General features: G+C 40.8%; 21 protein-coding genes and 2 rRNA genes. 17 read left to right on the plus strand and 6 right to left on the minus strand.

Translation table 11 applies throughout. The annotated features are described in order from the left end of the window. Nucleotides 1–100 precede the first annotated feature (100 nt). Nucleotides 101–1,081 carry a metal-dependent hydrolase gene (locus tag AC1MGI_RS09535; RefSeq protein ID WP_480349499.1) on the minus strand — a complete coding sequence of 327 codons (981 nt, stop codon included), beginning with the start codon at nucleotides 1,079–1,081 and terminating at the stop codon, nucleotides 101–103. Between the two features lie 540 nt (nucleotides 1,082–1,621). Here AC1MGI_RS09535 and mutY point away from each other — a divergent pair. Next, entirely contained in the window at nucleotides 1,622–2,731 is a 1,110-nt protein-coding gene (mutY, locus tag AC1MGI_RS09540) for an A/G-specific adenine glycosylase (RefSeq protein ID WP_480349500.1), read from the plus strand. Between the two features lie 208 nt (nucleotides 2,732–2,939). Here mutY and AC1MGI_RS09545 read toward each other — a convergent pair whose 3' ends face one another. After that, nucleotides 2,940–3,152: a hypothetical protein gene (locus AC1MGI_RS09545; protein WP_480349501.1), complete on the minus strand. Its 213-nt coding sequence runs from the start codon at nucleotides 3,150–3,152 to the stop codon at nucleotides 2,940–2,942. Nucleotides 3,153–3,238: 86 nt separating this feature from the next. Between AC1MGI_RS09545 and fabL the strand changes: the two genes are divergently transcribed. The 5 genes from fabL to AC1MGI_RS09570 all read left to right on the plus strand — a co-directional run bounded on the left by fabL (nucleotide 3,239) and on the right by AC1MGI_RS09570 (nucleotide 7,686). Next, complete coding sequence (fabL, locus tag AC1MGI_RS09550; RefSeq protein ID WP_480349502.1) at nucleotides 3,239–3,988, plus strand: enoyl-[acyl-carrier-protein] reductase FabL; 750 nt, start codon at nucleotides 3,239–3,241, stop codon at nucleotides 3,986–3,988. Nucleotides 3,989–4,080: 92 nt separating this feature from the next. Next, entirely contained in the window at nucleotides 4,081–4,479 is a 399-nt protein-coding gene (locus tag AC1MGI_RS09555; RefSeq protein ID WP_480349503.1) for a gamma-type small acid-soluble spore protein, read from the plus strand. Nucleotides 4,480–4,668: 189 nt separating this feature from the next. After that, a complete protein-coding gene (locus tag AC1MGI_RS09560) occupies nucleotides 4,669–4,923 on the plus strand; it encodes a YgaB family protein (RefSeq protein WP_480349504.1) in 255 nt (84 codons plus the stop codon). A gap of 250 nt (nucleotides 4,924–5,173) precedes the next feature. Then, nucleotides 5,174–5,701: a nucleoside tri-diphosphate phosphatase gene (ntdP, locus tag AC1MGI_RS09565; RefSeq protein WP_480349505.1), complete on the plus strand. Its 528-nt coding sequence runs from the start codon at nucleotides 5,174–5,176 to the stop codon at nucleotides 5,699–5,701. Nucleotides 5,702–5,922: 221 nt separating this feature from the next. After that, nucleotides 5,923–7,686: an ABC transporter ATP-binding protein gene (locus AC1MGI_RS09570; RefSeq protein ID WP_480349506.1), complete on the plus strand. Its 1,764-nt coding sequence runs from the start codon at nucleotides 5,923–5,925 to the stop codon at nucleotides 7,684–7,686. 114 nt (nucleotides 7,687–7,800) lie between these two features. On the opposite strand, the gene AC1MGI_RS09575 is transcribed toward AC1MGI_RS09570, so the two are convergent. The 3 genes from AC1MGI_RS09575 to AC1MGI_RS09585 form a co-directional block, all read right to left on the minus strand. After that, the gene (locus AC1MGI_RS09575) at nucleotides 7,801–8,877 is read right to left on the minus strand and encodes an FUSC family protein (RefSeq protein WP_480349507.1); all 1,077 of its coding nucleotides are present in this window, start codon (nucleotides 8,875–8,877) and stop codon (nucleotides 7,801–7,803) included. Between the two features lie 659 nt (nucleotides 8,878–9,536). Continuing rightward, nucleotides 9,537–10,835 (minus strand): glutamate-1-semialdehyde 2,1-aminomutase, encoded by a 1,299-nt coding sequence (locus AC1MGI_RS09580; protein ID WP_480349508.1) that lies wholly within the window; start codon nucleotides 10,833–10,835, stop codon nucleotides 9,537–9,539. Nucleotides 10,836–10,981: 146 nt separating this feature from the next. Beyond that, on the minus strand, nucleotides 10,982–11,287 hold the full coding sequence (locus AC1MGI_RS09585) for a hypothetical protein (RefSeq protein ID WP_480349509.1): 306 nt from the start codon (nucleotides 11,285–11,287) through the stop codon (nucleotides 10,982–10,984). A 115-nt stretch (nucleotides 11,288–11,402) separates the two neighbouring features. Here AC1MGI_RS09585 and AC1MGI_RS09590 point away from each other — a divergent pair, with 115 nt between their 5' ends. From AC1MGI_RS09590 to perR, 8 genes are all read left to right on the plus strand, one after another. Then, entirely contained in the window at nucleotides 11,403–12,410 is a 1,008-nt protein-coding gene (locus AC1MGI_RS09590) for an ABC transporter ATP-binding protein (RefSeq protein ID WP_480349510.1), read from the plus strand. Between the two features lie 48 nt (nucleotides 12,411–12,458). Then, nucleotides 12,459–13,250 (plus strand): ABC transporter permease, encoded by a 792-nt coding sequence (locus AC1MGI_RS09595; RefSeq protein WP_480349511.1) that lies wholly within the window; start codon nucleotides 12,459–12,461, stop codon nucleotides 13,248–13,250. A gap of 4 nt (nucleotides 13,251–13,254) precedes the next feature. Continuing rightward, a complete protein-coding gene (locus tag AC1MGI_RS09600) occupies nucleotides 13,255–14,040 on the plus strand; it encodes an ABC transporter permease (protein ID WP_480349512.1) in 786 nt (261 codons plus the stop codon). Between the two features lie 272 nt (nucleotides 14,041–14,312). Then, nucleotides 14,313–14,732: a potassium channel family protein gene (locus AC1MGI_RS09605; RefSeq protein WP_480349513.1), complete on the plus strand. Its 420-nt coding sequence runs from the start codon at nucleotides 14,313–14,315 to the stop codon at nucleotides 14,730–14,732. Nucleotides 14,733–14,805: 73 nt separating this feature from the next. Next, nucleotides 14,806–15,276, plus strand: a complete 471-nt coding sequence (gene bcp, locus AC1MGI_RS09610) for a thioredoxin-dependent thiol peroxidase (protein ID WP_480349514.1) — start codon at nucleotides 14,806–14,808, stop codon at nucleotides 15,274–15,276. Between the two features lie 12 nt (nucleotides 15,277–15,288). Beyond that, entirely contained in the window at nucleotides 15,289–16,398 is a 1,110-nt protein-coding gene (locus AC1MGI_RS09615; RefSeq protein ID WP_480349755.1) for an aminopeptidase, read from the plus strand. Nucleotides 16,399–16,586: 188 nt separating this feature from the next. Next, on the plus strand, nucleotides 16,587–17,531 hold the full coding sequence (locus AC1MGI_RS09620) for a D-2-hydroxyacid dehydrogenase (RefSeq protein ID WP_480349515.1): 945 nt from the start codon (nucleotides 16,587–16,589) through the stop codon (nucleotides 17,529–17,531). Nucleotides 17,532–17,699: 168 nt separating this feature from the next. Further along, entirely contained in the window at nucleotides 17,700–18,137 is a 438-nt protein-coding gene (gene perR / locus AC1MGI_RS09625) for a peroxide-responsive transcriptional repressor PerR (protein WP_480349516.1), read from the plus strand. A gap of 147 nt (nucleotides 18,138–18,284) precedes the next feature. On the opposite strand, the gene AC1MGI_RS09630 is transcribed toward perR, so the two are convergent. Next, a complete protein-coding gene (locus AC1MGI_RS09630; protein ID WP_062183417.1) occupies nucleotides 18,285–18,644 on the minus strand; it encodes a YgzB family protein in 360 nt (119 codons plus the stop codon). A 179-nt stretch (nucleotides 18,645–18,823) separates the two neighbouring features. Here AC1MGI_RS09630 and AC1MGI_RS09635 point away from each other — a divergent pair, with 179 nt between their 5' ends. From AC1MGI_RS09635 to AC1MGI_RS09645, 3 genes are all read left to right on the plus strand, one after another. Further along, nucleotides 18,824–19,687, plus strand: coding sequence for a nucleotidyltransferase-like protein (locus AC1MGI_RS09635; RefSeq protein ID WP_480349517.1), 864 nt, complete (start codon nucleotides 18,824–18,826; stop codon nucleotides 19,685–19,687). A gap of 274 nt (nucleotides 19,688–19,961) precedes the next feature. Beyond that, a 16S ribosomal RNA gene (locus AC1MGI_RS09640) occupies nucleotides 19,962–21,512 on the plus strand. 313 nt (nucleotides 21,513–21,825) lie between these two features. Continuing rightward, nucleotides 21,826–24,761, plus strand: a 23S ribosomal RNA gene (locus tag AC1MGI_RS09645). Together the 16S and 23S rRNA genes form the textbook arrangement of a ribosomal RNA operon. The last annotated feature ends 43 nt before the right edge of the window (nucleotides 24,762–24,804 follow it).

Genomic DNA, 24,804 nt, shown 5'->3' on the forward strand with positions numbered 1-24,804 from the left:
TGACCTCGCAATCAACACACAGTTTAAAGATTATTTAACCTTCATTAATCTGTGTGTAGTAGTCGCGAGGTTTGACCCTTTGCATTTTGAATGATCCTTTTTAAAGTGGAATTAGCTTCAATTTCTTTCGCAATTTGTCTTCGCTAAATATCCAGCCTGTATAGGAATTTTTAATTTGAAGATCATGGTCTAGATGAACAACGGCAACAAAAGGATAAAATCCGTTGCTACGGTATCTGAGGTCGATGAACCGAACTTCGAAAAATTCGTCGAATTCAGCAATTTCAAATCGATATACTGGTGAAAAAGACAAGAAAGCGGCTAAATTTTTATCGTGTTTCGCTACATGGAGAATCTCACTATCGGGAAGTGGAATCCGGTCAAATGTATCGAGAATCGTTACTTTTCCATTTTCTGCACGAGCGACATAATAATGTTTCTCAGCGATAACCGCCACTTTCCAGCGATGATAGTTCATCGTTGGTGATAAAATAATCTTTGATGCAGATGGAATTGCCTTTTTGACAGCAGCTTTTATGAATCGCTGTTCTCGGAAGCGAGCGATATAGTAGATAATCAGAACGAAGTAAATCGTAAGAAACGTATAGCCAGGCGGAAATCCGAAGCCCCAAAGAATGAGTCCGGCAACATGGATCCCGAATATAAATGGATCAAATGTATTGATAATGCCAAATGCTACCCACTTTGAAGAAATCGGTCGAATGGCTTGCGTGCCATAGGCATTAAAAATGTCAACAAACACATGGAGAAATACGGCAAAAAAAGTCCAAAGCCATAGATGTAGAAGATTAGAAGAAGAAAATATACTGTAAAGAACGCCAGTAATTAAAATGGGCCAAAGCAAAACAGCTGGAATGGAATGGGTAATTCCCCGATGATTTCGAATATAGACAGCATTGTTCCGCAATTTAAGTATGGTATCGATGTCTGGAGCCTGGGAACCAATAATTGTACCAAACATAACTGCTTGGGCAGTTAGTGTATGGTCTGCCACGATAGGATCTAAAGTGGCCAGCCCTGAAAGAGCGATTCCCATGACAAAGTGAGTACCTGTATCCAAAAAGCCAACCCCTTTGTATTTGATAGTAATAGAGGATGTTCAAAAAGTCTGGTAAAAAAGCTTACGAATTGCATCAAAGCTCAAGAATGACCTTCTGTTAAAACCGCGCATGTCCTGTGCGCAACACAGAAGTCAGCACATCCTGTGCAAGTCTGGTCCTTACGTATTACTGCATACGTGCAGGTATAAACGGTCGCTCCTCGAACTTCTTGGCTCTTTTTATCCTCTTTTTTGAACACACACTAATAACTTACATGTAATGAACCGTTTTTTTTATGATATCTAGATTTAAATTATAAATGTTAATATATCGTTATTTTATCCCAATTTAACAGGCTGTAATACCCCACCTCAAGACTTAGTGGAATCAAAGAAGCCTAAGTGAAGGATAAAAAAACCACTGATGGAAGTTTTGCTTTATTCCTACTATACATCATTTAATCACATGATATACTTTGAAACGTTAAGAAATAAAAATGTACGTTCACCCTTATTTATATTCCCTTCTTTAAATGAGGTTAACATCTTGGAGGAAGAAATGTGAAAGAAGAAGTAAATGCATTAAAGACAATAGATCGTAAACAATTTCAACATGACTTAATTTCTTGGTTTGCAAGTGAGCATCGGGATTTGCCATGGCGAGAGAATAAAGATCCATACCGGGTTTGGGTTTCAGAAATCATGTTACAGCAAACTCGAGTCGATACAGTTATTCCTTATTTTAATAGATTTATGGAGTGGTTTCCTACTCTTGATGAATTCGCAGAAGCAGATGAAGAGCGCGTTTTGAAGGCGTGGGAAGGTTTAGGTTACTATTCTCGTGTCAGAAATCTGCATAGTGCTGTAAAAGAAGTGAAGGCTACGTATGGCGGTGTTGTTCCAGATACACCGGAAGAAATTGCACAATTAAAAGGAGTAGGACCTTATACAGCAGGTGCTATTTTAAGCATTGCATATGGAAAACCGGAACCCGCTGTAGATGGGAACGTGATGCGCGTACTTTCACGGATCTTGCTGATTCGAGAAGATATTGCTAAGCCGAAAACGAGGAAGACTTTTGAAGCAGCAGTCAGGGTTTTGATTGACCACGACAATACTTCGTTTTTCAATCAAGCCCTTATGGAACTCGGTGCTTTAATCTGTACACCTGGTAAACCAGCATGCTTATTATGTCCGGTGCGGGAGCATTGCGAAGCATTTAAGGAAGGTGTCCAATCAGAGCTACCAATCAAAATCCAAAAGAAAAAAACCCGTATGGTACCACTTGTGGCCGCGGTACTTATTAATCATAAAGGTGAATTTTTAATTCATAAACGACCAAGTAAAGGCTTATTAGCTAATCTCTGGGAGTTCCCTAACTTTGAAATTCATACTGGCCTTTTGGCAAAGCGCGATTTTTTCAATCAGGAATTGAAGGAGTTACTAGGTGTAACATCAGAATTGGATGAGCTTTTGGTAAAGATCGAGCATGTCTTCTCACATCTGGTTTGGAATGTTGATACATTTTCTGGTGTCATTCCAGCAGAAATTGACCAAAATATCATGGAAAAGCATCAATTCAAATGGGTAAGTGAGATGGATCTTGAACAGTATGCATTCCCTGTCCCACACCAGAAAATGATGGCGGCTTTTAAAGAAAAAAATAAGTGAAATAGAGGAAGACTTCCCCATAAGGAAGGGTCAGACCGCGCAATCACTCATTATACTTTAAATTAAGTGAATGGTTCCGCTAGAAACTGTGAGTTAGTGCGAGATCAGACTCTTTGGGGAATTTTCTAGTTTGTGGTTGTTCAGGAAAAGTAATGAATTAAACAGAACCTAAATAAGCTAGAATTAGCATCATTTGGGTCCTGTGTTTTTACTTATGTGTATTCGAATAATCTGTTTCCAGATTATTTAGGCCACCACGATTTACGATTTCTTCAACAATTTCTCGATGAATCACTTGTCCTTCTTGGTTTAAATAAGGTACCATTTGTTGAAGAGAGTGATGAAAAAAAGCAAGCTCATCTTTATCCCATTCTGACTTTTGCAGCATCGACAATTCTGTCATATCACGACCAACATACATATTAGAACACTCCCTTTTGCATAATCATTCTATTTTTCATTTAAAAAGCAAATTTTATTCTTAGTTCTGAAAGGATGGATCAATCTATGACACAAAAAGTAGCACTTGTAACAGGAAGTAGTAAAGGACTTGGACGAAGCACCGCATTGACGCTTGCAGAGGCCGGTTATGATGTAGTGATTAATTATGCACGCAGTAAATCAAAAGCATTGGAAGTAGCGGCTGAGATTGAAGCGATGGGCAGAAAAACATTAGTCGTGAAAGCAAATGTTGGAGACGTAGAAAAAATTAAAGCAATGTTCCAAGAAATCGAAGAAGCGTTTGGCCGATTAGATGTGTTTATCAATAACGCGGCATCAGGTGTTCAGAGACCTGTGATGGAACTTGAGGAGTCCCACTGGAATTGGACAATGGATATTAACAGTAAAGCTTTCCTTTTCTGTGCACAGCAAGCAGCGAAGCTTATGGAGAGAAACGGTGGCGGAAAGATGGTCAGTATCAGTTCACTTGGTTCGATTCGATACCTGAAAAACTATACTGCTGTTGGAGTTTCCAAAGCTGCATTGGAAGCACTAACCCGCTACCTTGCTGTTGAACTGGCACCGAAGAACATTTGCGTTAATGCGGTTTCAGGCGGTGTTATTGATACGGATGCACTCAAGCATTTTCCGAACCGCGAAGAATTATTGGCGGAAGCGGCCGCAGAAACTCCAGCTGGCCGAATTGTTTCAATGGAAGATATGGTAAAAACCATCATGTTCTTGATATCTGAAGATGCAAGCATGATCCGAGGTCAGACAATTATCGTAGATGGCGGTATTTCTCTTTTAGTGTAAACGGAAAACAATAATTGGATAAACTTGGTTATGAAAATTTGGATATCTAACTCCCTTCCTGGTTATCTTATTATTCGTGGAGGTGATTACGAATGGCAAAGAAATCAAAAGCAGGTACAGATATTCAACAAGTGCAAAAACAAAATAATGCTGCCACTTCAGGGCAATACGGCACTGAATTTGCGAGCGAAACGAATGTCCAAGAAGTAAAGCAACAAAACCAACAAGCACAAGCTGGTAAAAGCTTTGGTAAGTCCAACGATGGATCACAAGGCCAATATGGTACTGAATTTGCAAGCGAAACAAATGTTCAAGAAGTTAAGAAGCAAAATCAACAAGCTGAAGCTGGTAAAAGATTTGGTAAATCCAACGCTGGATCACAAGGCCAATACGGTACTGAATTTGCAAGCGAAACAAATGTTCAAGAAGTTAAGAAGCAAAACCAACAAGCTGAAGCTAATAAAAACCGCAACAGCAATTTTCAAGACTAATCATTTCCATCAGTGAAAAGGCATCCTTATCCGAGGATGTCTTTTCCTTTTGATTGAAAGTCGTCTTAATAATAGGTTCGATGTATATCGACAAAACTTCTCTAATCCCTACATAATCTTTTAAAGGAAATTTATTATGAAGCAAGAATACATATAGATAAATATTCTTTCGGTGAGGTGGGGTCCTGAATGCGAGAATTTGATAGACTGATTAATGAGCAATTAAAAACGATGGATAAATTATTATTTCTACAAACAGAACTAGAACGTTGCCAAGCGATTGAGAAAGAATTATATGACTTAGAGCGAAAATCGCAGGTGGGTACTCTACATGACGAAATTAAGCAGATGAAACAAGAACTAAATGATATTCAAAATCAGTTTGAGAAACAAACCGAAGAAGTGATCCAATATTATCAAAAAGAACTAACGACTGCGAAATAATGATGTAGAGATTAATTATTAGTCAAGATGAGTATAAGCGTATAAAGTCAGTAGAAACATGGAAAATCACTGTTTTTTACTGCTTTCTTCGTTTTTTTACACATTTTTACTAAATGATTAATCTCTTTTGTTTTAAAATCAGCGATAAATCGCTATAATAAAGAGATATAGGAACTTGACAGGCGTATATACAAATGGACTTACATGAATGTAAAACAGAAGTTGGTAAAAGAAAGTAGGGGAAATTAATATGGAGATTCCCACCGAAGGAGGAAGGGTCCAAATTCAGAGTTACAAGCATAATGGTCACATCCACAGAATCTGGGAAGAAACGACCGTTTTGAAGGGAACACAGAATCTTGTTATCGCTGCTAATGATCGCACAATGGTGACGGAGTCTGATGGAAGAACGTGGATAACGAGAGAACCGGCTATCTGCTACTTCCACTCGAAGTATTGGTTCAATGTGATAGGCATGCTGAGAGAAGACGGTGTTTATTATTATTGCAATATCAGTTCACCGTTTATTTATGATTCACAAGCGCTTAAATACATTGATTATGACCTGGATATTAAGGTGTTTCCGGATATGACCTTTAATCTGCTTGATGAGGATGAGTATGAAAGGCATCGGAAAGAAATGAATTACCCGGAAGAGATTGATCAAATATTGAGAACGAACGTTGATTATTTGATTTATATGATTCGGCAACGAAAAGGACCTTTCTCTGCAGAATTTATCGATTCGTGGTATGAAAGATTTTTGACTTATCGTTGAATCAAAGGATGTCCCATAGCGAAAGGGGTCAGAACCCACATCTCCTATATATTGTTTAAGATGTGAACACGACACAATAAACGGTGTATAGAATGTGAGGTCAGACCCTTTGGGGACATCTTTTTCTTTCGAATCAACAACGTTGTAAGTGAAAAACAATAGATTGGTGAAATTGCGTGATTTTATTTTAGTATCACCTTTAGAAAAAATGGAGGATTTCTGTGGACAGCATAAAAAGATATTTGCAATTTGTAAAACCTTATAAATGGCAGATTGCAGGTACGATATTAATTGGCTTGCTGAAATTTGCCATTCCGTTATTAATCCCGCTTTTATCCAAATATGTTGTGGATGATATTATTGCAAGTTCTAAGTCTGTGGATGAAAAAACAAATCAGTTGTTTTGGGTCATTGGGATTATGCTGTTTGTTTTTGTTGTGTTACGTCCGCCGATTGAATATTATCGGCAATATTTTGCCCAATGGGCCGGTACAAAGATTCTCTACGACATTCGCAATAGCTTATTTACCCATATTCAAAAGCTCAGTTTTAAGTACTATAGCAACACAAGAGCTGGGGAAGTGATTTCCCGGGTGATTAATGATGTAGAACAAACGAAGAATTTTGTCATAACGGGCTTAATGAACTTATGGCTAGATATTGCAACGATATTCTTTTCTGTGGCGATTATGTATACAATGGATGCTAAGCTAACCATTGTCAGCTTAATTATGTTGCCATTCTATGTATTCTCAATCAAGTATTTCTTTGGCAGATTGCGTGGATATACGAGAATTCGTTCTCAAGCTCTCGCCGACCTACAGAGTCATTTACACGAAAGAGTTCAAGGAATGCCGGTTATAAAGAGTTTTGCTATCGAGGATTATGAACAAGAGCGGTTTAGTAAACAAAATAAGAATTTCCTTGATAAAGCTCTTCAGCATACGGGTTGGAATGCGAAATCATTTGCTGTTGTGAACACGATTACCGATATTGCGCCACTTTTGGTAATCGGCTACGCAGGTTATGAGGTGATTCACGGGAATTTGACCTTGGGAACGATGGTGGCTTTTATTGGTTTTATTGATCGTCTTTACAACCCACTGCGTCGTCTCGTCAACTCCTCAACGACTATGACCCAAACATTGGCTTCAATGGATCGAGTGTTTGAATTGGTAGATGAAAAATATGACATTGATGATAAACAAGAGGCCGTTGAATTAAAGCAAGTTGCAGGTGAAATTACATTTGACAATGTTTCATTTGCCTATGCAGAAAATGAGCGAGATGTGCTGAAAAATATTCACCTTGATGTCAATGCAGGAGAAACAATAGCATTAGTTGGAATGAGTGGCGGTGGGAAATCCTCACTAATTAGTCTGATTCCGCGCTTTTATGATGTTAGTAAAGGGAGAATTTTGATTGATGGAAAAGACATTCGTGACTTCAAGGTTCGTAGTCTAAGAGACAAAATTGGAATGGTGCTACAAGATAACATTTTATTTAGTGAATCTGTGAAAGCGAATATCCTCATGGGTAAACCAGATGCCACAGACGAAGAAATGATAGAGGCAGCTAAAGTTGCGAATGCACATGAATTTATTATGAATCTTACGGAGGGGTATGACACAAAGGTTGGTGAACGTGGAGTCAAGCTTTCGGGTGGCCAGAAACAGCGGGTGGCCATTGCTCGAGTTTTTCTGAAAAATCCGCCGTTACTTATTTTGGATGAAGCAACATCTGCGCTAGATTTAGAAAGTGAGCATCTTATTCAAGAAGCTCTCGAAAAATTGGCCAAAGAAAGAACTACGTTTATTGTAGCCCACCGACTATCGACTATCACTCATGCGAATCGAATTGTCTTAATTGATCAAGGAGAGATTGCTGAAATCGGTACACATGATGAATTAATGAAATTGCAAGGTCGTTATTACCAGTTATTCCAAGTTCAACAACTCAACTTAACAGAACAAACCGCTGATTGACACGGAGAATATCGTGATTTTGATGTCAAATAGTAGTTAAAAAAGAAAATGAATAACGAGAAAGAGGCCGACATATGTCAGCCTCTTTCTCGTTATTCGTGAATCTAAGTTCTCTCAATCGTCTAGATTAACCGATACCTGGTTTTCATCTTTATGATACGATTGGAAACTGTTAATTAACATTTCAAGATGTTCGAGCTGTTCGTCATACTCATTAATGTATGCAATGAGTGGAACTAATCTAGTGGAAAGCTCAGCCAGTTCATGATCCATTTCATTATGCTGTTTGAAAAATAAATCCAGCAGTTCTTCCCTAGTTAAGCAATTTTCCATCCAGTCTTCCGCGTAGCTCCCTATTCGAATTTTCCTAATATGCTTCAGTAGCATTTCTTCATGCTTGTAAATGAGGCAATCGATATGTTGAATGATCTTCAACTCAAAATCATCAGGCATCATATTAATTTCATTTTCAAATTTATGAATCCGCCTTAAAGTTTCGTAGGCTTTTTTTGTTGTGATGATATGCTGCCGATATACGACAAGCTTTCTGGATGTAGAGATGTTTTCCTTCTTGTACTTGCGTTCTTCCTTAAACATGGAAAAAAGATGCTCCATGTTTATTAAGTCATCTTTGATACGGCTGATATCTTTTTTTAGTAGCGTATGCTCTGAGGCATGGCGTGTACTAATTCGAATCCACTTTAAGATATCTTCGGTGGTGCTACTAATTTGTGAGTAAACCTTCGCTTCATACTTTGGCGGAATGAATACCAAGTTCACAATGAATGAAGAGAGAATTCCTAATAAAATGGACAGAAACCGGAAAGATGCGAATTCCAGAAAATTACCTTGCTGGTTCTCCATAATCGCGATCACGGTAACCACGGTCAGAACAATCGTATTTTCCATTTTTAACTTTAAATTTATCGTTATGACAACCACTACGGCCAATCCGACGAGAAAAAAATTATTTCCAAAAAGCAATACGAATAAAACCGCGACGACTGCCCCAATAATATTTCCTTGTATTTGCTCCATCACTGTCTTAAATGATCGATAAATCGTCGGCTGAATAGCAAAAATAGCAGAAATTCCAGCAAACACTGGAGCTGGCAGGCTAAGAAGTTGAGCTAAATATAATGCCAAAACAATTGCGATTCCCGTCTTAATAATGCGGGCACCAAACTTCATGAGTTAAATTCCTTTCTTCTTCTTCAATTTTTATCTATACATGTATGCGATAATTATTTAATTATAAAAGTAAGGATTCATCTATGTACGTACTACTTTACACGTAAAAGATTACAAGTAAACAATAATGTAATATACATGGTTATTAGCATACTTTCAAGTGATAATTACAAATGAACTGATAAATGTGGAAAGATAGATAGAAAGAAGGATAGTAAAGCTTAAATTGAGCCAATTACATCATTTCAAAAGTGAGGAGTTGGAATTCGGGTTTTCTGCTTTTCTTATACTTAGTGATTGGAATTCAACTCTCGGCTGATATATGCAAGGTGGGCAAGGATTTTGACAGATTCACTTGGATGAACCACTTCATATGCAATAAAGGCGGCTTAAGATAGTAGGAAATGGACGGAAAAATATTATTTGCATCGAAATTGAAATATATGCCATGAATCTAAAATTTATGCTTCAATTGAAAAAATGGATAGATTATATTTGTTCTTTAGATGACACTTGGCATAGCTGGTTCGGTGCAGTTAATGGTAAGTGAGTATTGATGAATTTGAGGAATTGGTCGACGACTCATTTTGTTTTTCTTAATAAGAAAAATCTAGAAGTCATTGACTTCTAGATTTGAACGAAAGAGTATAGTTATACAATTATTTTTGTTCTTTAAGCATTTTAAATGCATGATCAACTGCAATTAATGTATTGTGGATATCTTCCTCTGTATGTGCGATTGTTAAGAACCAGGCTTCGTATTTTGAAGGAGCAAGGTTAATGCCTTGGTGAAGCATAAGTTTGAAGAACTTCGCGAATATTTCTCCATTTGTATTTTCAGCTTGCTCGTAGTTTTCAACTTTTTCGTTTGTGAAGAAAATCGTTAAAGCACCTTTTAAACGGTTAATCGTAATTTCTGTATCGTGTTTTTGGGCAGCTTTTAGGATACCATCTTCAAGAATTGCACCTAGTCGATCGAGTTCATCATAAATGCCTTCTTGTTTAAGAACTTCTAGGCAGGCAATACCTGATAACATGGAAGCTGGGTTACCAGCCATTGTTCCAGCTTGATAGGCTGGTCCAAGTGGTGCAACGGTTTCCATGATTTCTTTTTTACCACCATATGCTCCGATTGGTAAACCACCACCGATGATTTTTCCAAGCGCGGTTAAGTCTGGCTGCACTCCGAGCATGTCTTGGGCGCCGCCGTAACAAAAACGGAATGCTGTGATGACTTCATCAAATATAACAAGTCCCCCAGCTTCGTGTGTTAATTCAAGGACCTCTTCTAAGAACCCTGGATTCGGTTCCACGATGCCAAAGTTGCCGACAATTGGTTCGACAAGGACAGCTGCGACTTCACTTCCCCATGTTTTTAGTGCTTCTTTAAAAGGCTCGATATCATTGAATGGCACAGTGATTACTTCTTTCGCGATTGCTTTGGTTACACCAGCAGAATCCGGTGTTCCAAGTGTTGCTGGGCCGGAACCAGCAGCAACGAGAACAAGATCAGAGTGACCATGGTAGCAACCGGCAAATTTAATGATTTTATCGCGCCCTGTATACGCACGTGCTACGCGAATTGTAGTCATGACTGCCTCAGTACCTGAATTGACAAAACGAACTTTATCCATAAATGGCATCGCTTCTTTAAGCAATTTCGCGAACTTCACTTCATGAGGAGTAGGTGTTCCGTAGAGAACTCCTGTCTCAGCCGCTTTCTTAATCGCTTCTGTAATATGAGGGTGTGCGTGACCTGTAATGATTGGGCCATATGCAGCTAAGTAATCAATATACTTATTGCCGTCTACATCCCAGAAATAAGCACCCTCACCGCGCTCCATCACAACCGGAGAACCACCGCCAACCGCCTTATATGAACGAGAAGGACTATTCACACCTCCAACAATATGCTCTAACGCTTCCTTATGTAAACGCTCCGAATTCGTAAAATTCATTCAAAACCAACCTCCTAAAATAACGTCATTCCCTATCATACCATTAATCCGGGAAATGGGGTCTGACCCCTGCCTTTACATTCCAACCCCCTTGCTACAAGTGTATTTACGAGGGGGAAAAAAGTTCGGGAAATAGGGTCTGACCCCTAAAGTTGCGTCTGAATGAAGGTGAGAAGTGCGATAATGGTTTGGGGATTTTGGATGTTAAACTCCTGATGACGTAGTTCTCCTTTGGGATTGTAGGGTATGATTTTTCCAGTACCTCTTTCTTCATTAATAAATAACTTGAAGCTAAAAGGTGTTTCGGTAATGGAACCAGAATCATCTCTCTCAATAATTTGTCCTAACAGTTCTCCATAATCTGCTTCAAAAAGAAAATCGTATCCGCTATTTTGAGCCAGTTTTTCAACTTGTGATAAGATTAATTGTTGTACAGAACCGATTTTATTCATTCTACTCAACTCGCTTTCACGGGTTTTAAACCCTTTTAGGCATTTTTATTGTTTTACAACTTAGCTTTGGATAGACTAATTCATTGGGTAACTAAGGCAATTGGAGGAATAGTACATGAACAATGCAATTGAAGTAACTCAACTGCGGAAGGAATTCAAATCGTATTCCAGCCGTACAGGATTAAGAGGTGCATTTCGTGATTTGTTGACACGGAACTATAAAATTGTCCCAGCAGTAAACGATATTAATTTTACTGTAAAACAAGGTGAGATGGTAGCTTATATTGGCGAAAATGGAGCAGGAAAATCGACAACGATTAAAATGTTGACTGGAATTCTAGAGCCCACCTCAGGAAAATTACGCGTGAATGGGATGAATCCACATCGTGAACGAGAAAAGTTTACACGGACGATCGGCGTTGTATTTGGACAGCGCTCTCAATTATGGTGGGATATTGCCGTTCAGGAGTCATTCAGATTACTGAAAAAAGTGTATAAAGTATCGGATCAGCAATATGACGAGCATATGGGTCATGTCATCAAAACGCTCGACATCGGTCCTTTACTAGATAAACCTGTTCGGAAGCTTTCGCTTGGTCAACGCATGCGCTGTGAATTAGCTGCAGCATTGATACATAATCCACCGCTATTGTTTTTGGACGAACCGACGATCGGACTTGATGTACTCGTTAAATTGAAAATTCGTGAATTTCTTAAAGAAATTAATGAGAAGTACAATACGACCATTTTATTAACAACCCACGACCTTGGAGATATTGAAGCCCTATGTAACCGAGTGGTTATGCTTGATGAAGGGAAAATTGTGTATGATGGTGAGCTGGATTCTTTGAAAAACAACTGGGCTGAACAAAAAGAAATCCATTTTCAGTTTATGAATCATGTAAACCTATCTGAGCTAAAGTCTCTACCACTCACGTTTTCTGCCGAATGGGAATATGACGAGAAAAGCCAAACCTATATTGCTTATTTAAAAGAAGAAGATGAAAATATCTCTCAACTGATTTCAGTTGTAGTTTCTCAGTTTAAAATTAAAGACGTGAAAATTCATGAAACATCGATCGAGGAGATTGTCCGTAATATTTATGAAAAAGGCATGAAATGATTGTATGAAATTTCTCGTTCAAATACTCAATAGAAAGGAGCTCGAATCTTGGATAAGTATGTAGAGATGATACGAATGCGCTTTTTGATGATGCTGGCGTATCGTACAGATTATTATACGGGGATATTAATATATAGTATTAATATTGGTGCTTACTATTTTTTATGGAATGCGATTTACGGAGAAAAATCCTCTATTGAAGGACTAACGAGCATCCAAATGACAACATATGTAGCAATTGCATGGATGGCGCGTGCATTTTATTTTAACAATATTGATCGTGAAATCGCAGCTGAAATAAAAGAAGGGAAAGTAGCGATTGAACTGATTCGACCTTATAACTACTTAGGGATGAAAACGATGCAAGGGTTGGGAGAAGGAATTTTTCGATTCTTTTTCTTTTCAATACCAGGAATGATTTTGGTTGCGCTCATTTTTCCGATTCAACTCCCTTATAACCCGGTAAGCTGGGGATATTTCGGTATATCATTGTTGTTAAGTTTTGTTATTAACACACAGATTAATCTACTTACAGGGATTACAGCGTTCTTCTTTTATAATAACTCAGGATTAATTCGGGCCAAAAGGGTAATCATTGACCTTTTTTCGGGCTTGATTTTACCGATTAGCTTTTATCCATTTTGGGCTCAAGATATTATGAAGTATTTGCCGTTTCAAGGAATTAGTTATGTCCCGAGTATGATTTTCACCAATGGTTTTAGTGGCAGTGAAATCGTTTATGCATTACTTCAACAATCAGTTTGGGTACTTATTTTGTTGATACCTATTCGACTACTTTGGACAGCCGCGAAAAAACAGCTGATCATACAGGGAGGTTGAAGTGATGTTTTATGTAACGATGTTTTTTCAATATATGAGCCAATATATGAAAACTCGGTTGGAATACAGAGCCGATCTAATTGTAGAAATGATTTCTGATTTTCTGAATCAGGCGGTGAACTTAGTTTTTATTCTTGTTGTATTTGGACATACGCAATTTTTAAGCGGTTGGAGCCGTGACGAAATTATCTTTATTTATGGTTTTTTTCTTATTCCGTTTGCTTTATTCAGTTCTTTTTTTAACATATGGGACTTTAATGAACGGTATATTGTGAAAGGGGAGATGGACCGGATATTAACAAGGCCGATACATAGTTTGTTTCAAGTTATTCTTGAGAGGATGGAGCTTGAATCGCTTTTTGGTGTTGTGACAGGACTTGTAATAGTCGTTTATGCTGGTTCTTCTTTAGACCTAGCCATTAATTGGTATGATCCATTCTTGTTTATCTTATTTGCGATTGGCGGGGCACTAGCATATGCGGCGATTTTCATTGCCATTGCGAGTATTGGTTTTTGGTCGGATGCCAAAACCTCCATTATGCCGATGATGTACAATATCGGTAACTATGGCCGCTATCCAGTGGATATATACAATAAAGTCATTCGCTTTCTGTTAACATGGGTTCTACCATTTGCCTTTGTCGGCGTATACCCAGCCGCCTACTTCCTTGGTAAAAAAGAATGGTACGCCTTTTCTTTCGCAACACCATTAATCGGAATTATCTTCTTTACACTATCCATCCTCATCTGGAACAGAGGAATCCGTAAATACCGAGGTGCCGGGAACTAACCTGGGAAATGGGGTCTGCCCCCTACATAACACCACAAAACCCTTGGTATAACAAGGGTTTTTGTGTATTTAGGAAATTGAAAAATAGGGTCTGCCCCCAAATTTGTTCCTTTTTGCATATATGTGCTGGACAAGGAGTAGGTATAGTATGAGGGAGTTTTATCCTACGCTTAACGGGCAGTAAGGTCCGATTGGTTCAACTAACCATCAGTGGGGATGAGGAAAACCCCCACTGATGGAAGTTTCACCTTATAGTGAAAAGAGGAATGGGGATGACTTTTTATGCGTTGTTGATTGCCATTAACCTTTGTATGGTTATGAGTATTCGTACATTATTCTTGACTACCGGTAATAAGAAGCGATTTTCGATGGAAACACTTGGGTGGGCGGTTAATCTATATGCGACGATCTTAATTGGTTTTGCCTTGATATATCTATTATTTGAACTGCAAAATCATTCCGTGATCCTCGATAATGGCAAGAGAGTGGAAGGGGATTTCTTCCAACAATTACAGACTTCGTTTTATTTCAGTGCAATGACGATGTTTTCTGTCGGTTACGGGGATATCAGTCCAATTGGAATGGGAAGAATGGTAGCGACAATTCAAGCGTTCGTCGGCTATGCACTGCCGGTAGCCTTCGTAATTCGAACGGTGAGCGAGTTGGACCAGTATGAGCGGAATAAGAAGTGAAAGTTGTCTTTGCTGAAAAAATTAGGTACCCTAAATTATAGAACCTATAGAATAGAAACTGGAGGGTATCAAATTGACATTACAAGTAGGAGAAAAAGCACCAGATTTCACACTTCATGCAAGCGAAGGTGGGGAAGTTTCATTATCTGACTATCTAGGAAAAAATATCGTTCTATTTTTCTACCCGAAGGATATGACACCAGGATGTACAACGGAAGCATGTGATTTTAGAGATCAGCACGCTCAGTTTGATGAGCTTAATGCGGTTATCTTTGGAATCAGTCCAGATCCAATAGCAAGCCATAAGAAATTTATCGACAAACACGGTCTGCCGTTTACATTATTAGCGGATGAACATCATGAAGTTTCTGAAACATATGAAGTATGGAAGTTGAAGAAAAACTTCGGCAAAGAATATATGGGAATAGAGCGCTCGACTTTTTTAATCGACGAAAAAGGAACACTGGTCAAAGAATGGCGTAAAGTCAAGGTAGAAGGCCATGTTGAAGAAGCACTCGAATACTTGCGAAACAAAGCAGAATAAGCGAGGGATATGATGAGAGACGAACGACTGAATAAACTGGCGACTCTCCTGCTAACCCATTCGATAAAACTAAAAGCGGGAGAGCGTGTATTAATAAGAGGGCACTACAATGCAAAACCGTTAATAAAAGAATTAATTGATGAAACGTATAAATTAGGAGCCTATCCATACATCGATATTATGGATGACGAATTGAACCGTCATTTAGCGATGGGCTACGAAAAAGAACAGCTTAAAACACTTGCTTCTTGGATGATGAAAAAATATGAAGATACAGATGCAGTCATCATTGCTTATGGGGAAGAAAACGATGCTGAGCTTTCAGAAGTGCCAGCAGAGAAGCATCGAATTCGTGGTGAAGCGATGAAGAAGCCGACATTCTTCTATGTCAATAATCGTCGTTGGGTGCTACTTAACTACCCAACAATGGGTTTGGCACAAAAAGCTGGCATGAGCTTAAGCCGCTTTGAGGACTTTTTGTTGGATGTAAGTACAGCTGATTATGAAAAAATGGACAGTGCCATGCAGCCGTTGAAGCAATTAATGGAACGTACTGATCGAGTTCGTCTCGTATCACCAGGAACGGATTTATCCTTTTCGATAAAAGGTATTCCAGCCATTGTTTGTGCAGGTGAAAATAATATTCCGGATGGGGAAGTATTTACGGCTCCGGTCAAGGATAGTGTCAATGGAACGATTACTTTTAATACTCCATGTCCATATCAAGGCATGACTTTTCGAAACGTATCATTAACCTTTAAAGAAGGTAAGCTGATTGAAGCAAAGTCTGATCAAACGGAAAAAATGAATGAAATTTTTGATACAGATGCAGGTGCCCGTTATATTGGTGAATTTGCTATTGGCGTAAACCCATTTATTACAGAACCAATGGGTGACATTCTTTTTGACGAAAAAATTTGCGGTAGTCTGCACTTCACACCAGGTGAGGCTTATGAAGAAGCGGACAACGGAAATCGTTCAAGTATTCATTGGGATATGGTGTTAATTCAACGTCCTGAATATGGTGGAGGAGAAATCTATTTTGATGATGTTTGTATCCGCAAGGACGGTCTATTTACATTGCCGGAGCTAGTAGGATTGAACCCTGATCAACTAAAATAGCCTGCCTATTTTTCTTGGGAAAGGCTATTGTCCAACTCAACTTTTCTATCATTGAATATATTAAAGTATGGGAATACCTCCTCAGAATAACTTACGCGGGCCAATTGCTCGCGGTTTTTTATGGAAAAAATAATCGACTATGCGTAAATAATATAAAGAGAAAACAATTGCCTATTGGAGGAATTCGTATGCTTGTATTATCAACGATTGTACCATCCAAAAAGATTCAAACTGATATCGCAGCAAACTTCCCGAATATTGAATTTCACTATCGAGAGGAACTTGCGGTAGGTGAATTATCCCAAGCTGAAGTTTTAATTACATACGGTGAAGATTTAGAAAATCAGCATATTCGAAAAGCTTCCAAGCTTAAATGGATTATGGTCATGTCTGCGGGCCTTGAAAAAATGCCCTTTGAAGCAATTATTGAACGAGGTATTCTCGTAACAAATGCCCGTGGTATACATAAAACCCCAATGGCTGAATATACATTCGCTATGGTTCTTCTGCACGAAAAACAAGGGCGGTTGCTGCTTGAAAATGAAAGGAATGAAAAATGGGACCGTGACATTAAAGTAGGGGAACTAAATGGGAAGACGATGCTAATCCTTGGTACAGGTGCAATCGGTGGCGAAATTGCCCGCATGGCTAAAGCATTTAACATGAAGACGATAGGCGTGAATCGAAGTGGTAGCCCGACTGAATATATCGACAGAATCATTCAGAAGAATGCTCTTATTCCTGCGCTTTCACAAGCGGATTATCTTATATCCATTTTACCGTCCACTCATGAAACAAAGGGGCTCCTTCAAGGAGAACACTTTAAGGTGATGAAGAATTCGGCTGTGTTTGTAAATATCGGTCGAGGAGACGTAGTAGACGAGAATATCTTGCTTTCAGCACTTGCTAATCAAGAGATTGCCCACGCGATTCTCGACGTATTCGATCCTGAGCCATTAGCAAAGGGTCATCCATTCTGGAAAATGGATAATGTGACCGTAACTTCTCATTTATCAAGCAGATCCTATGAATATCTACCACGGGCGTTCCGGATTTTTGAACAAAATCTTTCTAGTTATCTCGATGGCAAATCTAATTTTGTTAATAAGGTTGATCCAGAAAAAGGATATTAATTTGGTTTTAAAGAACAATGCTTGATATGGTAAAATTAAATGAATTTCCAAGGCATTGTCAAGACTTCATAGGAGAAGCATTGACAAAGTGAGTCAATCAAAGGTACACTAATTATAAATATTCTAATGTAAGAATATCTACTTGATAAGAAAAAGAGGTGCATTACGGTGTCCCAAGAGCTATTAAAAGAAGCATTGGATTCATTGAAAGATACCGGAGTACGTATCACCCCTCAACGTCATGCAATACTTGAGTATTTAATAAACTCGATGTCTCACCCAACGGCAGACGATATTTATAAAGCTTTGGAAGGTAAATTTCCAAATATGAGCGTGGCAACAGTTTATAATAATCTTCGAGTATTTCGTGAAGTTGGTCTGGTTAAAGAATTAACTTATGGGGATTCCTCTGCGCGATTCGATTTTGTCACAACAAACCATTACCATGTGATTTGTGAAAAGTGCGGTACAATTGTTGATTTCCACTATCCAGCGTTAGAAGAAGTCGAGCATTTTGCTTCACAGGTCACTGGATTTAAAGTGAATACCCATCGTTTAGAGGTTTACGGAGACTGTCCAGCTTGCCAAGGGAAAAGCTTGCACTAAAAAAGGTTCCGCCTACTAAGGCTGGAACTTTTTTTATGTTTAGAAATTAGTAAGCTATCTGCATAATGACATTACATGTTGGAATTATGGGTAGAACAAGGTGAAGTAGATTACTAGTAGGAAGAAAAGAGACAGTGATGCTGCCTCTCATTGTTCGTGTTGAGTTTGTTTACGATTATATTTTTGATCAAACTCTTTACCTTCGAGACTTTTATCAAGAGTTAAAGATTCATCACAGTGCATGCAAATATCTACTCTGCCTAATATTTTTGTAGGCTTACTGCAGTTTGGGCAAATCACCTGCACCGTTTTTGTCGAGAGCATACCAATCCAGAAATAGACGACCGTGCTAGCTACGATGAATAGAAGACCGAGTAACATAAAAATCGTCATAACAATTGGATGGGATTTGAAAAAGATCCCTCCGTACATCACAATAAAACCGATGAAGATCAGACTGAGAGCAAATGTCCTGATTTTATTTATCTTACTAGAATATTTCGCCATAGTTGTCCCTCCTGAAATTTTACTATATCATATTTTATTGGAAAAGAAGAACAACATGCAGTAAAAATATAGCAAATCAAGAAACGGGAAAGTATCTATAAAAGATTGTTCTAATGCAGGGATTACAGGTGGAATGTCGAACAAGTAAACATACCACAATTTTTTGGGGGAATTAAGAAATGGAAGATATTCTTCGTCCGATTTATCAAGAGCGAGCAAGCTTAAAGTCAACGCTAGGCATATTATTAATAGAAAAAAGAAAAAACACAAGCTCTAATACAGACACTTTCGATTATATTTTATTTGTAATAGTAAATGAAGCGGAAGAACCAGTTTTTTTAAAGCATTATACATATAAAGATCAAAAAGCAGCTCTGCACATTGTCCACGAAAATCAATTAAAAGAATGGTTATTGCTTGGCACGAATCGAAAAGTAGTCGATTGGCTTCAAAATGGAAAGGTTTTATATGATCATAATGAATATCTCTACAATCTTAAAACGGAGCTTCGTGAGTTCCCTTTCTATGGACGGAAAATTAAGATCGGTATCGAATTTGCGAAATTAATAAGAAGGTATATGGATGGAAAAGCATTTTTTGAAGATGGACACTATCTAGATGCTTATAATCACGTGGTCCATTCTTTGCACCATCTCGCTAGATTAGAAGTGATTGAACAAGGTTTTTATCCAGAAGTAACGGTCTGGAATCAAGTGAAATATATGGAGCCAGAAATTTTTAAACTGTATGAGGAGCTTGTCAACAGTGAGGAAACTATCGAGAAGAGGCTTGAACTTTTGTTTCTCGCTAGTGAATTTCTTATCTATTCCAGAACTAATACAGGTTCGCAGCATTTATTAGAAATAATGAAAGAAAGACAAGGTTACTGGAGCATATCAGAATTAATGGAACATCCTGAAATTGCCCATTATGCAGTTGATTTAAGTGTGTTGTTAGAATACTTAATAGATAAGACGATAGTTGAAGTCGTTGAAATTGAGACCAAGGGGCATGAAGTTTATCATCGTCATTATCAAGCTTGATAATTATTTTAAAAAAGTTGTTGACCTTATGTTTGTATGATGTTATATTTATATACGTCGCTGAGGGACATAGGTTTTCACAGCGGCGGAGAAACATCTCGAAAGACTTTTTTGAAAAAATATGTTGACAGTACATACGCTAACGTGTTAAATTGATAAAGTCGCTTACGAGATAAACGATAACAAATTGCTCTTTGAAAACTGAACAAAACAAAGCGCCAACGTTTTAAATTAAGTGAGTATACACTATAAAAACAATGAGCAAGTCAAACACTTTTTGGAGAGTTTGATCCTGGCTCAGGACGAACGCTGGCGGCGTGCCTAATACATGCAAGTCGAGCGAATGATAGGGAGCTTGCTCCCTTGATTTAGCGGCGGACGGGTGAGTAACACGTGGGCAACCTACCTGTAAGACTGGGATAACTTCGGGAAACCGGAGCTAATACCGGATAATTTCTTTTCTCGCATGAGAAGAGATGGAAAGACGGTTTCGGCTGTCACTTACAGATGGGCCCGCGGCGCATTAGCTAGTTGGTGAGGTAATGGCTCACCAAGGCCACGATGCGTAGCCGACCTGAGAGGGTGATCGGCCACACTGGGACTGAGACACGGCCCAGACTCCTACGGGAGGCAGCAGTAGGGAATCTTCCGCAATGGACGAAAGTCTGACGGAGCAACGCCGCGTGAACGAAGAAGGCCTTCGGGTCGTAAAGTTCTGTTGTTAGGGAAGAACAAGTACCAGAGTAACTGCTGGTACCTTGACGGTACCTAACCAGAAAGCCACGGCTAACTACGTGCCAGCAGCCGCGGTAATACGTAGGTGGCAAGCGTTGTCCGGAATTATTGGGCGTAAAGCGCGCGCAGGTGGTTCCTTAAGTCTGATGTGAAAGCCCACGGCTCAACCGTGGAGGGTCATTGGAAACTGGGGAACTTGAGTGCAGAAGAGGAAAGTGGAATTCCAAGTGTAGCGGTGAAATGCGTAGAGATTTGGAGGAACACCAGTGGCGAAGGCGACTTTCTGGTCTGTAACTGACACTGAGGCGCGAAAGCGTGGGGAGCGAACAGGATTAGATACCCTGGTAGTCCACGCCGTAAACGATGAGTGCTAAGTGTTAGAGGGTTTCCGCCCTTTAGTGCTGCAGCTAACGCATTAAGCACTCCGCCTGGGGAGTACGGCCGCAAGGCTGAAACTCAAAGGAATTGACGGGGGCCCGCACAAGCGGTGGAGCATGTGGTTTAATTCGAAGCAACGCGAAGAACCTTACCAGGTCTTGACATCCTTTTGCCCTCTCTAGAGATAGAGACTTCCCTTCGGGGACAAAAGTGACAGGTGGTGCATGGTTGTCGTCAGCTCGTGTCGTGAGATGTTGGGTTAAGTCCCGCAACGAGCGCAACCCTTGATCTTAGTTGCCAGCATTTAGTTGGGCACTCTAAGGTGACTGCCGGTGACAAACCGGAGGAAGGTGGGGATGACGTCAAATCATCATGCCCCTTATGACCTGGGCTACACACGTGCTACAATGGATGGTACAAAGAGCTGCAAACCCGCGAGGGTAAGCGAATCTCATAAAGCCATTCTCAGTTCGGATTGTAGGCTGCAACTCGCCTACATGAAGCCGGAATCGCTAGTAATCGTGGATCAGCATGCCACGGTGAATACGTTCCCGGGCCTTGTACACACCGCCCGTCACACCACGAGAGTTTGTAACACCCGAAGTCGGTGAGGTAACCTCTAAGGAGCCAGCCGCCTAAGGTGGGACAGATGATTGGGGTGAAGTCGTAACAAGGTAGCCGTATCGGAAGGTGCGGCTGGATCACCTCCTTTCTAAGGAATATAACGAGCGCTTTTGTTTTGTTCAGTTTTGAATGAGTAATTCATTCAACTCAAAATATGAAGTGAATTAGAAACAAGCTATTCAAGGAAGCAATCAAAGGAGCACCGGAACGTATTTATATACGTGAGGATGCGAGTGAGAGAAGCTGACGAAGAAGAGCGCCGTTTATAATTCGCTGAATCGTTCTTTGAAAACTAGATAATAGATAGAAGGCAAATTTTTGCATTAATTTTTCAAGACATCAAGTAAGACCTTTTAACAACTAGGTTGTTTGGTAAACTTTTCGTTTATCAGCCATCATATGGTTAAGTTAGAAAGGGCGCACGGTGGATGCCTTGGCACTAGGAGCCGATGAAGGACGGGACTAACACCGATATGCTTCGGGGAGCTGTAAGTAAGCTTTGATCCGGAGATTTCCGAATGGGGAAACCCACTGTTCGTAATGGAACAGTATCTTTACCTGAATACATAGGGTACTGAAGGCAGACCCGGGGAACTGAAACATCTAAGTACCCGGAGGAAGAGAAAGCAAATGCGATTTCCTGAGTAGCGGCGAGCGAAACGGAAGATAGCCCAAACCAAGAGGCTTGCCTCTTGGGGTTGTAGGACACTCAACATGGAGTTACAAAGGAACGGGGTAAGTGAAGTGATCTGGAAAGATCCGTCAAAGAAGGTAAAAACCCTGTAGCTGAAACTTCGTTCCCTCCTGAGTGGATCCTGAGTACGGCGGGACACGAGAAATCCCGTCGGAAGCAGGGAGGACCATCTCCCAAGGCTAAATACTACCTAGTGACCGATAGTGAACCAGTACCGTGAGGGAAAGGTGAAAAGCACCCCGGAAGGGGAGTGAAATAGATCCTGAAACCGTGTGCCTACAAGTAGTTAGAGCCCGTTAATGGGTGATAGCGTGCCTTTTGTAGAATGAACCGGCGAGTTACGATTTCATGCAAGGTTAAGTTGATAAGACGGAGCCGCAGCGAAAGCGAGTCTGAATAGGGCGCATGAGTATGAGGTCGTAGACCCGAAACCAGGTGATCTACCCATGTCCAGGGTGAAGTTCAGGTAACACTGAATGGAGGCCCGAACCCACGTACGTTGAAAAGTGCGGGGATGAGGTGTGGGTAGCGGAGAAATTCCAATCGAACCTGGAGATAGCTGGTTCTCTCCGAAATAGCTTTAGGGCTAGCCTCGAGATGAGAGTATTGGAGGTAGAGCACTGATTGGACTAGGGGCCCCCAACGGGTTACCGAATTCAGTCAAACTCCGAATGCCAAATACTTATTCTCGGGAGTCAGACTGCGAGTGATAAGATCCGTAGTCAAGAGGGAAACAGCCCAGACCACCAGCTAAGGTCCCCAAGTTTACGTTAAGTGGAAAAGGATGTGGAGTTGCTTAGACAACCAGGATGTTGGCTCAGAAGCAGCCATCATTTAAAGAGTGCGTAATAGCTCACTGGTCGAGTGACTCTGCGCCGAAAATGTACCGGGGCTAAACGTAACACCGAAGCTGTGGATGGATACCGTATGGTATCCGTGGTAGGAGAGCGTTCTAAGGGCGTTGAAGCTAGACCGGAAGGACTGGTGGAGCGCTTAGAAGTGAGAATGCCGGTATGAGTAGCGAAAGAAGGGTGAGAATCCCTTCCACCGAATGCCTAAGGTTTCCTGAGGAAGGCTCGTCCGCTCAGGGTTAGTCGGGACCTAAGCCGAGGCTGAAAAGCGTAGGCGATGGACAACAGGTTGATATTCCTGTACCACCTATACATCGTTTGAGCGATGGGGGGACGCAGAAGGATAGGGTAAGCGCGCTGTTGGATATGCGCGTCCAAGCAGTTAGGCCGGAAACGAGGAAAATCCCGTTTCCATTAAGGCGGAGCTGTGATGGCGAGGGAAATATAGTACCGAAGTTCCTGATTCCACGCTGCCAAGAAAAGCCTCTAGTGAGATGTAGGGTGCCCGTACCGCAAACCGACACAGGTAGGCGAGGAGAGAATCCTAAGGTGTGCGAGAGAACTCTCGTTAAGGAACTCGGCAAAATGACCCCGTAACTTCGGGAGAAGGGGTGCTTTTTAGGGTGAATAGCCCGGAAAAGCCGCAGTGAATAGGCCCAGGCGACTGTTTAGCAAAAACACAGGTCTCTGCGAAGCCGCAAGGCGAAGTATAGGGGCTGACGCCTGCCCGGTGCTGGAAGGTTAAGAGGAGAGGTTAGCCGCAAGGCGAAGCTTTGAATTGAAGCCCCAGTAAACGGCGGCCGTAACTATAACGGTCCTAAGGTAGCGAAATTCCTTGTCGGGTAAGTTCCGACCCGCACGAAAGGCGTAACGATCTGGGCACTGTCTCAACGAGAGACTCGGTGAAATTATAGTACCTGTGAAGATGCAGGTTACCCGCGACAGGACGGAAAGACCCCGTGGAGCTTTACTGCAGCCTGATATTGAATTTTGGTACAGCTTGTACAGGATAGGTAGGAGCCTGTGAAGCCGGAGCGCTAGCTTCGGTCGAGGCGTCGGTGGGATACTACCCTGGCTGTATTGAAATTCTAACCCGCGCCCCTTATCGGGGCGGGAGACAGTGTCAGGCGGGCAGTTTGACTGGGGCGGTCGCCTCCTAAAATGTAACGGAGGCGCCCAAAGGTTCCCTCAGAATGGTTGGAAATCATTCGTAGAGTGTAAAGGCACAAGGGAGCTTGACTGCGAGACCTACAAGTCGAGCAGGGACGAAAGTCGGGCTTAGTGATCCGGTGGTTCCGCATGGAAGGGCCATCGCTCAACGGATAAAAGCTACCCCGGGGATAACAGGCTTATCTCCCCCAAGAGTCCACATCGACGGGGAGGTTTGGCACCTCGATGTCGGCTCATCGCATCCTGGGGCTGTAGTCGGTCCCAAGGGTTGGGCTGTTCGCCCATTAAAGCGGTACGCGAGCTGGGTTCAGAACGTCGTGAGACAGTTCGGTCCCTATCCGTCGTGGGCGCAGGAAATTTGAGAGGAGCTGTCCTTAGTACGAGAGGACCGGGATGGACGCACCGCTGGTGTACCAGTTGTTCTGCCAAGAGCATCGCTGGGTAGCTACGTGCGGACGGGATAAATGCTGAAAGCATCTAAGCATGAAGCCCCCCTCAAGATGAGATTTCCCATAGCGTAAGCTAGTAAGATCCCTGAAAGATGATCAGGTTGATAGGTCAGAGGTGGAAGCGTGGCGACATGTGGAGCTGACTGATACTAATCGATCGAGGACTTAACCTTATTGTTCTTGAAAAAAGCAAAAAACCTTCTTATTATCTAGTTT

Source organism: Peribacillus sp. BM1, assembly GCF_056679975.1.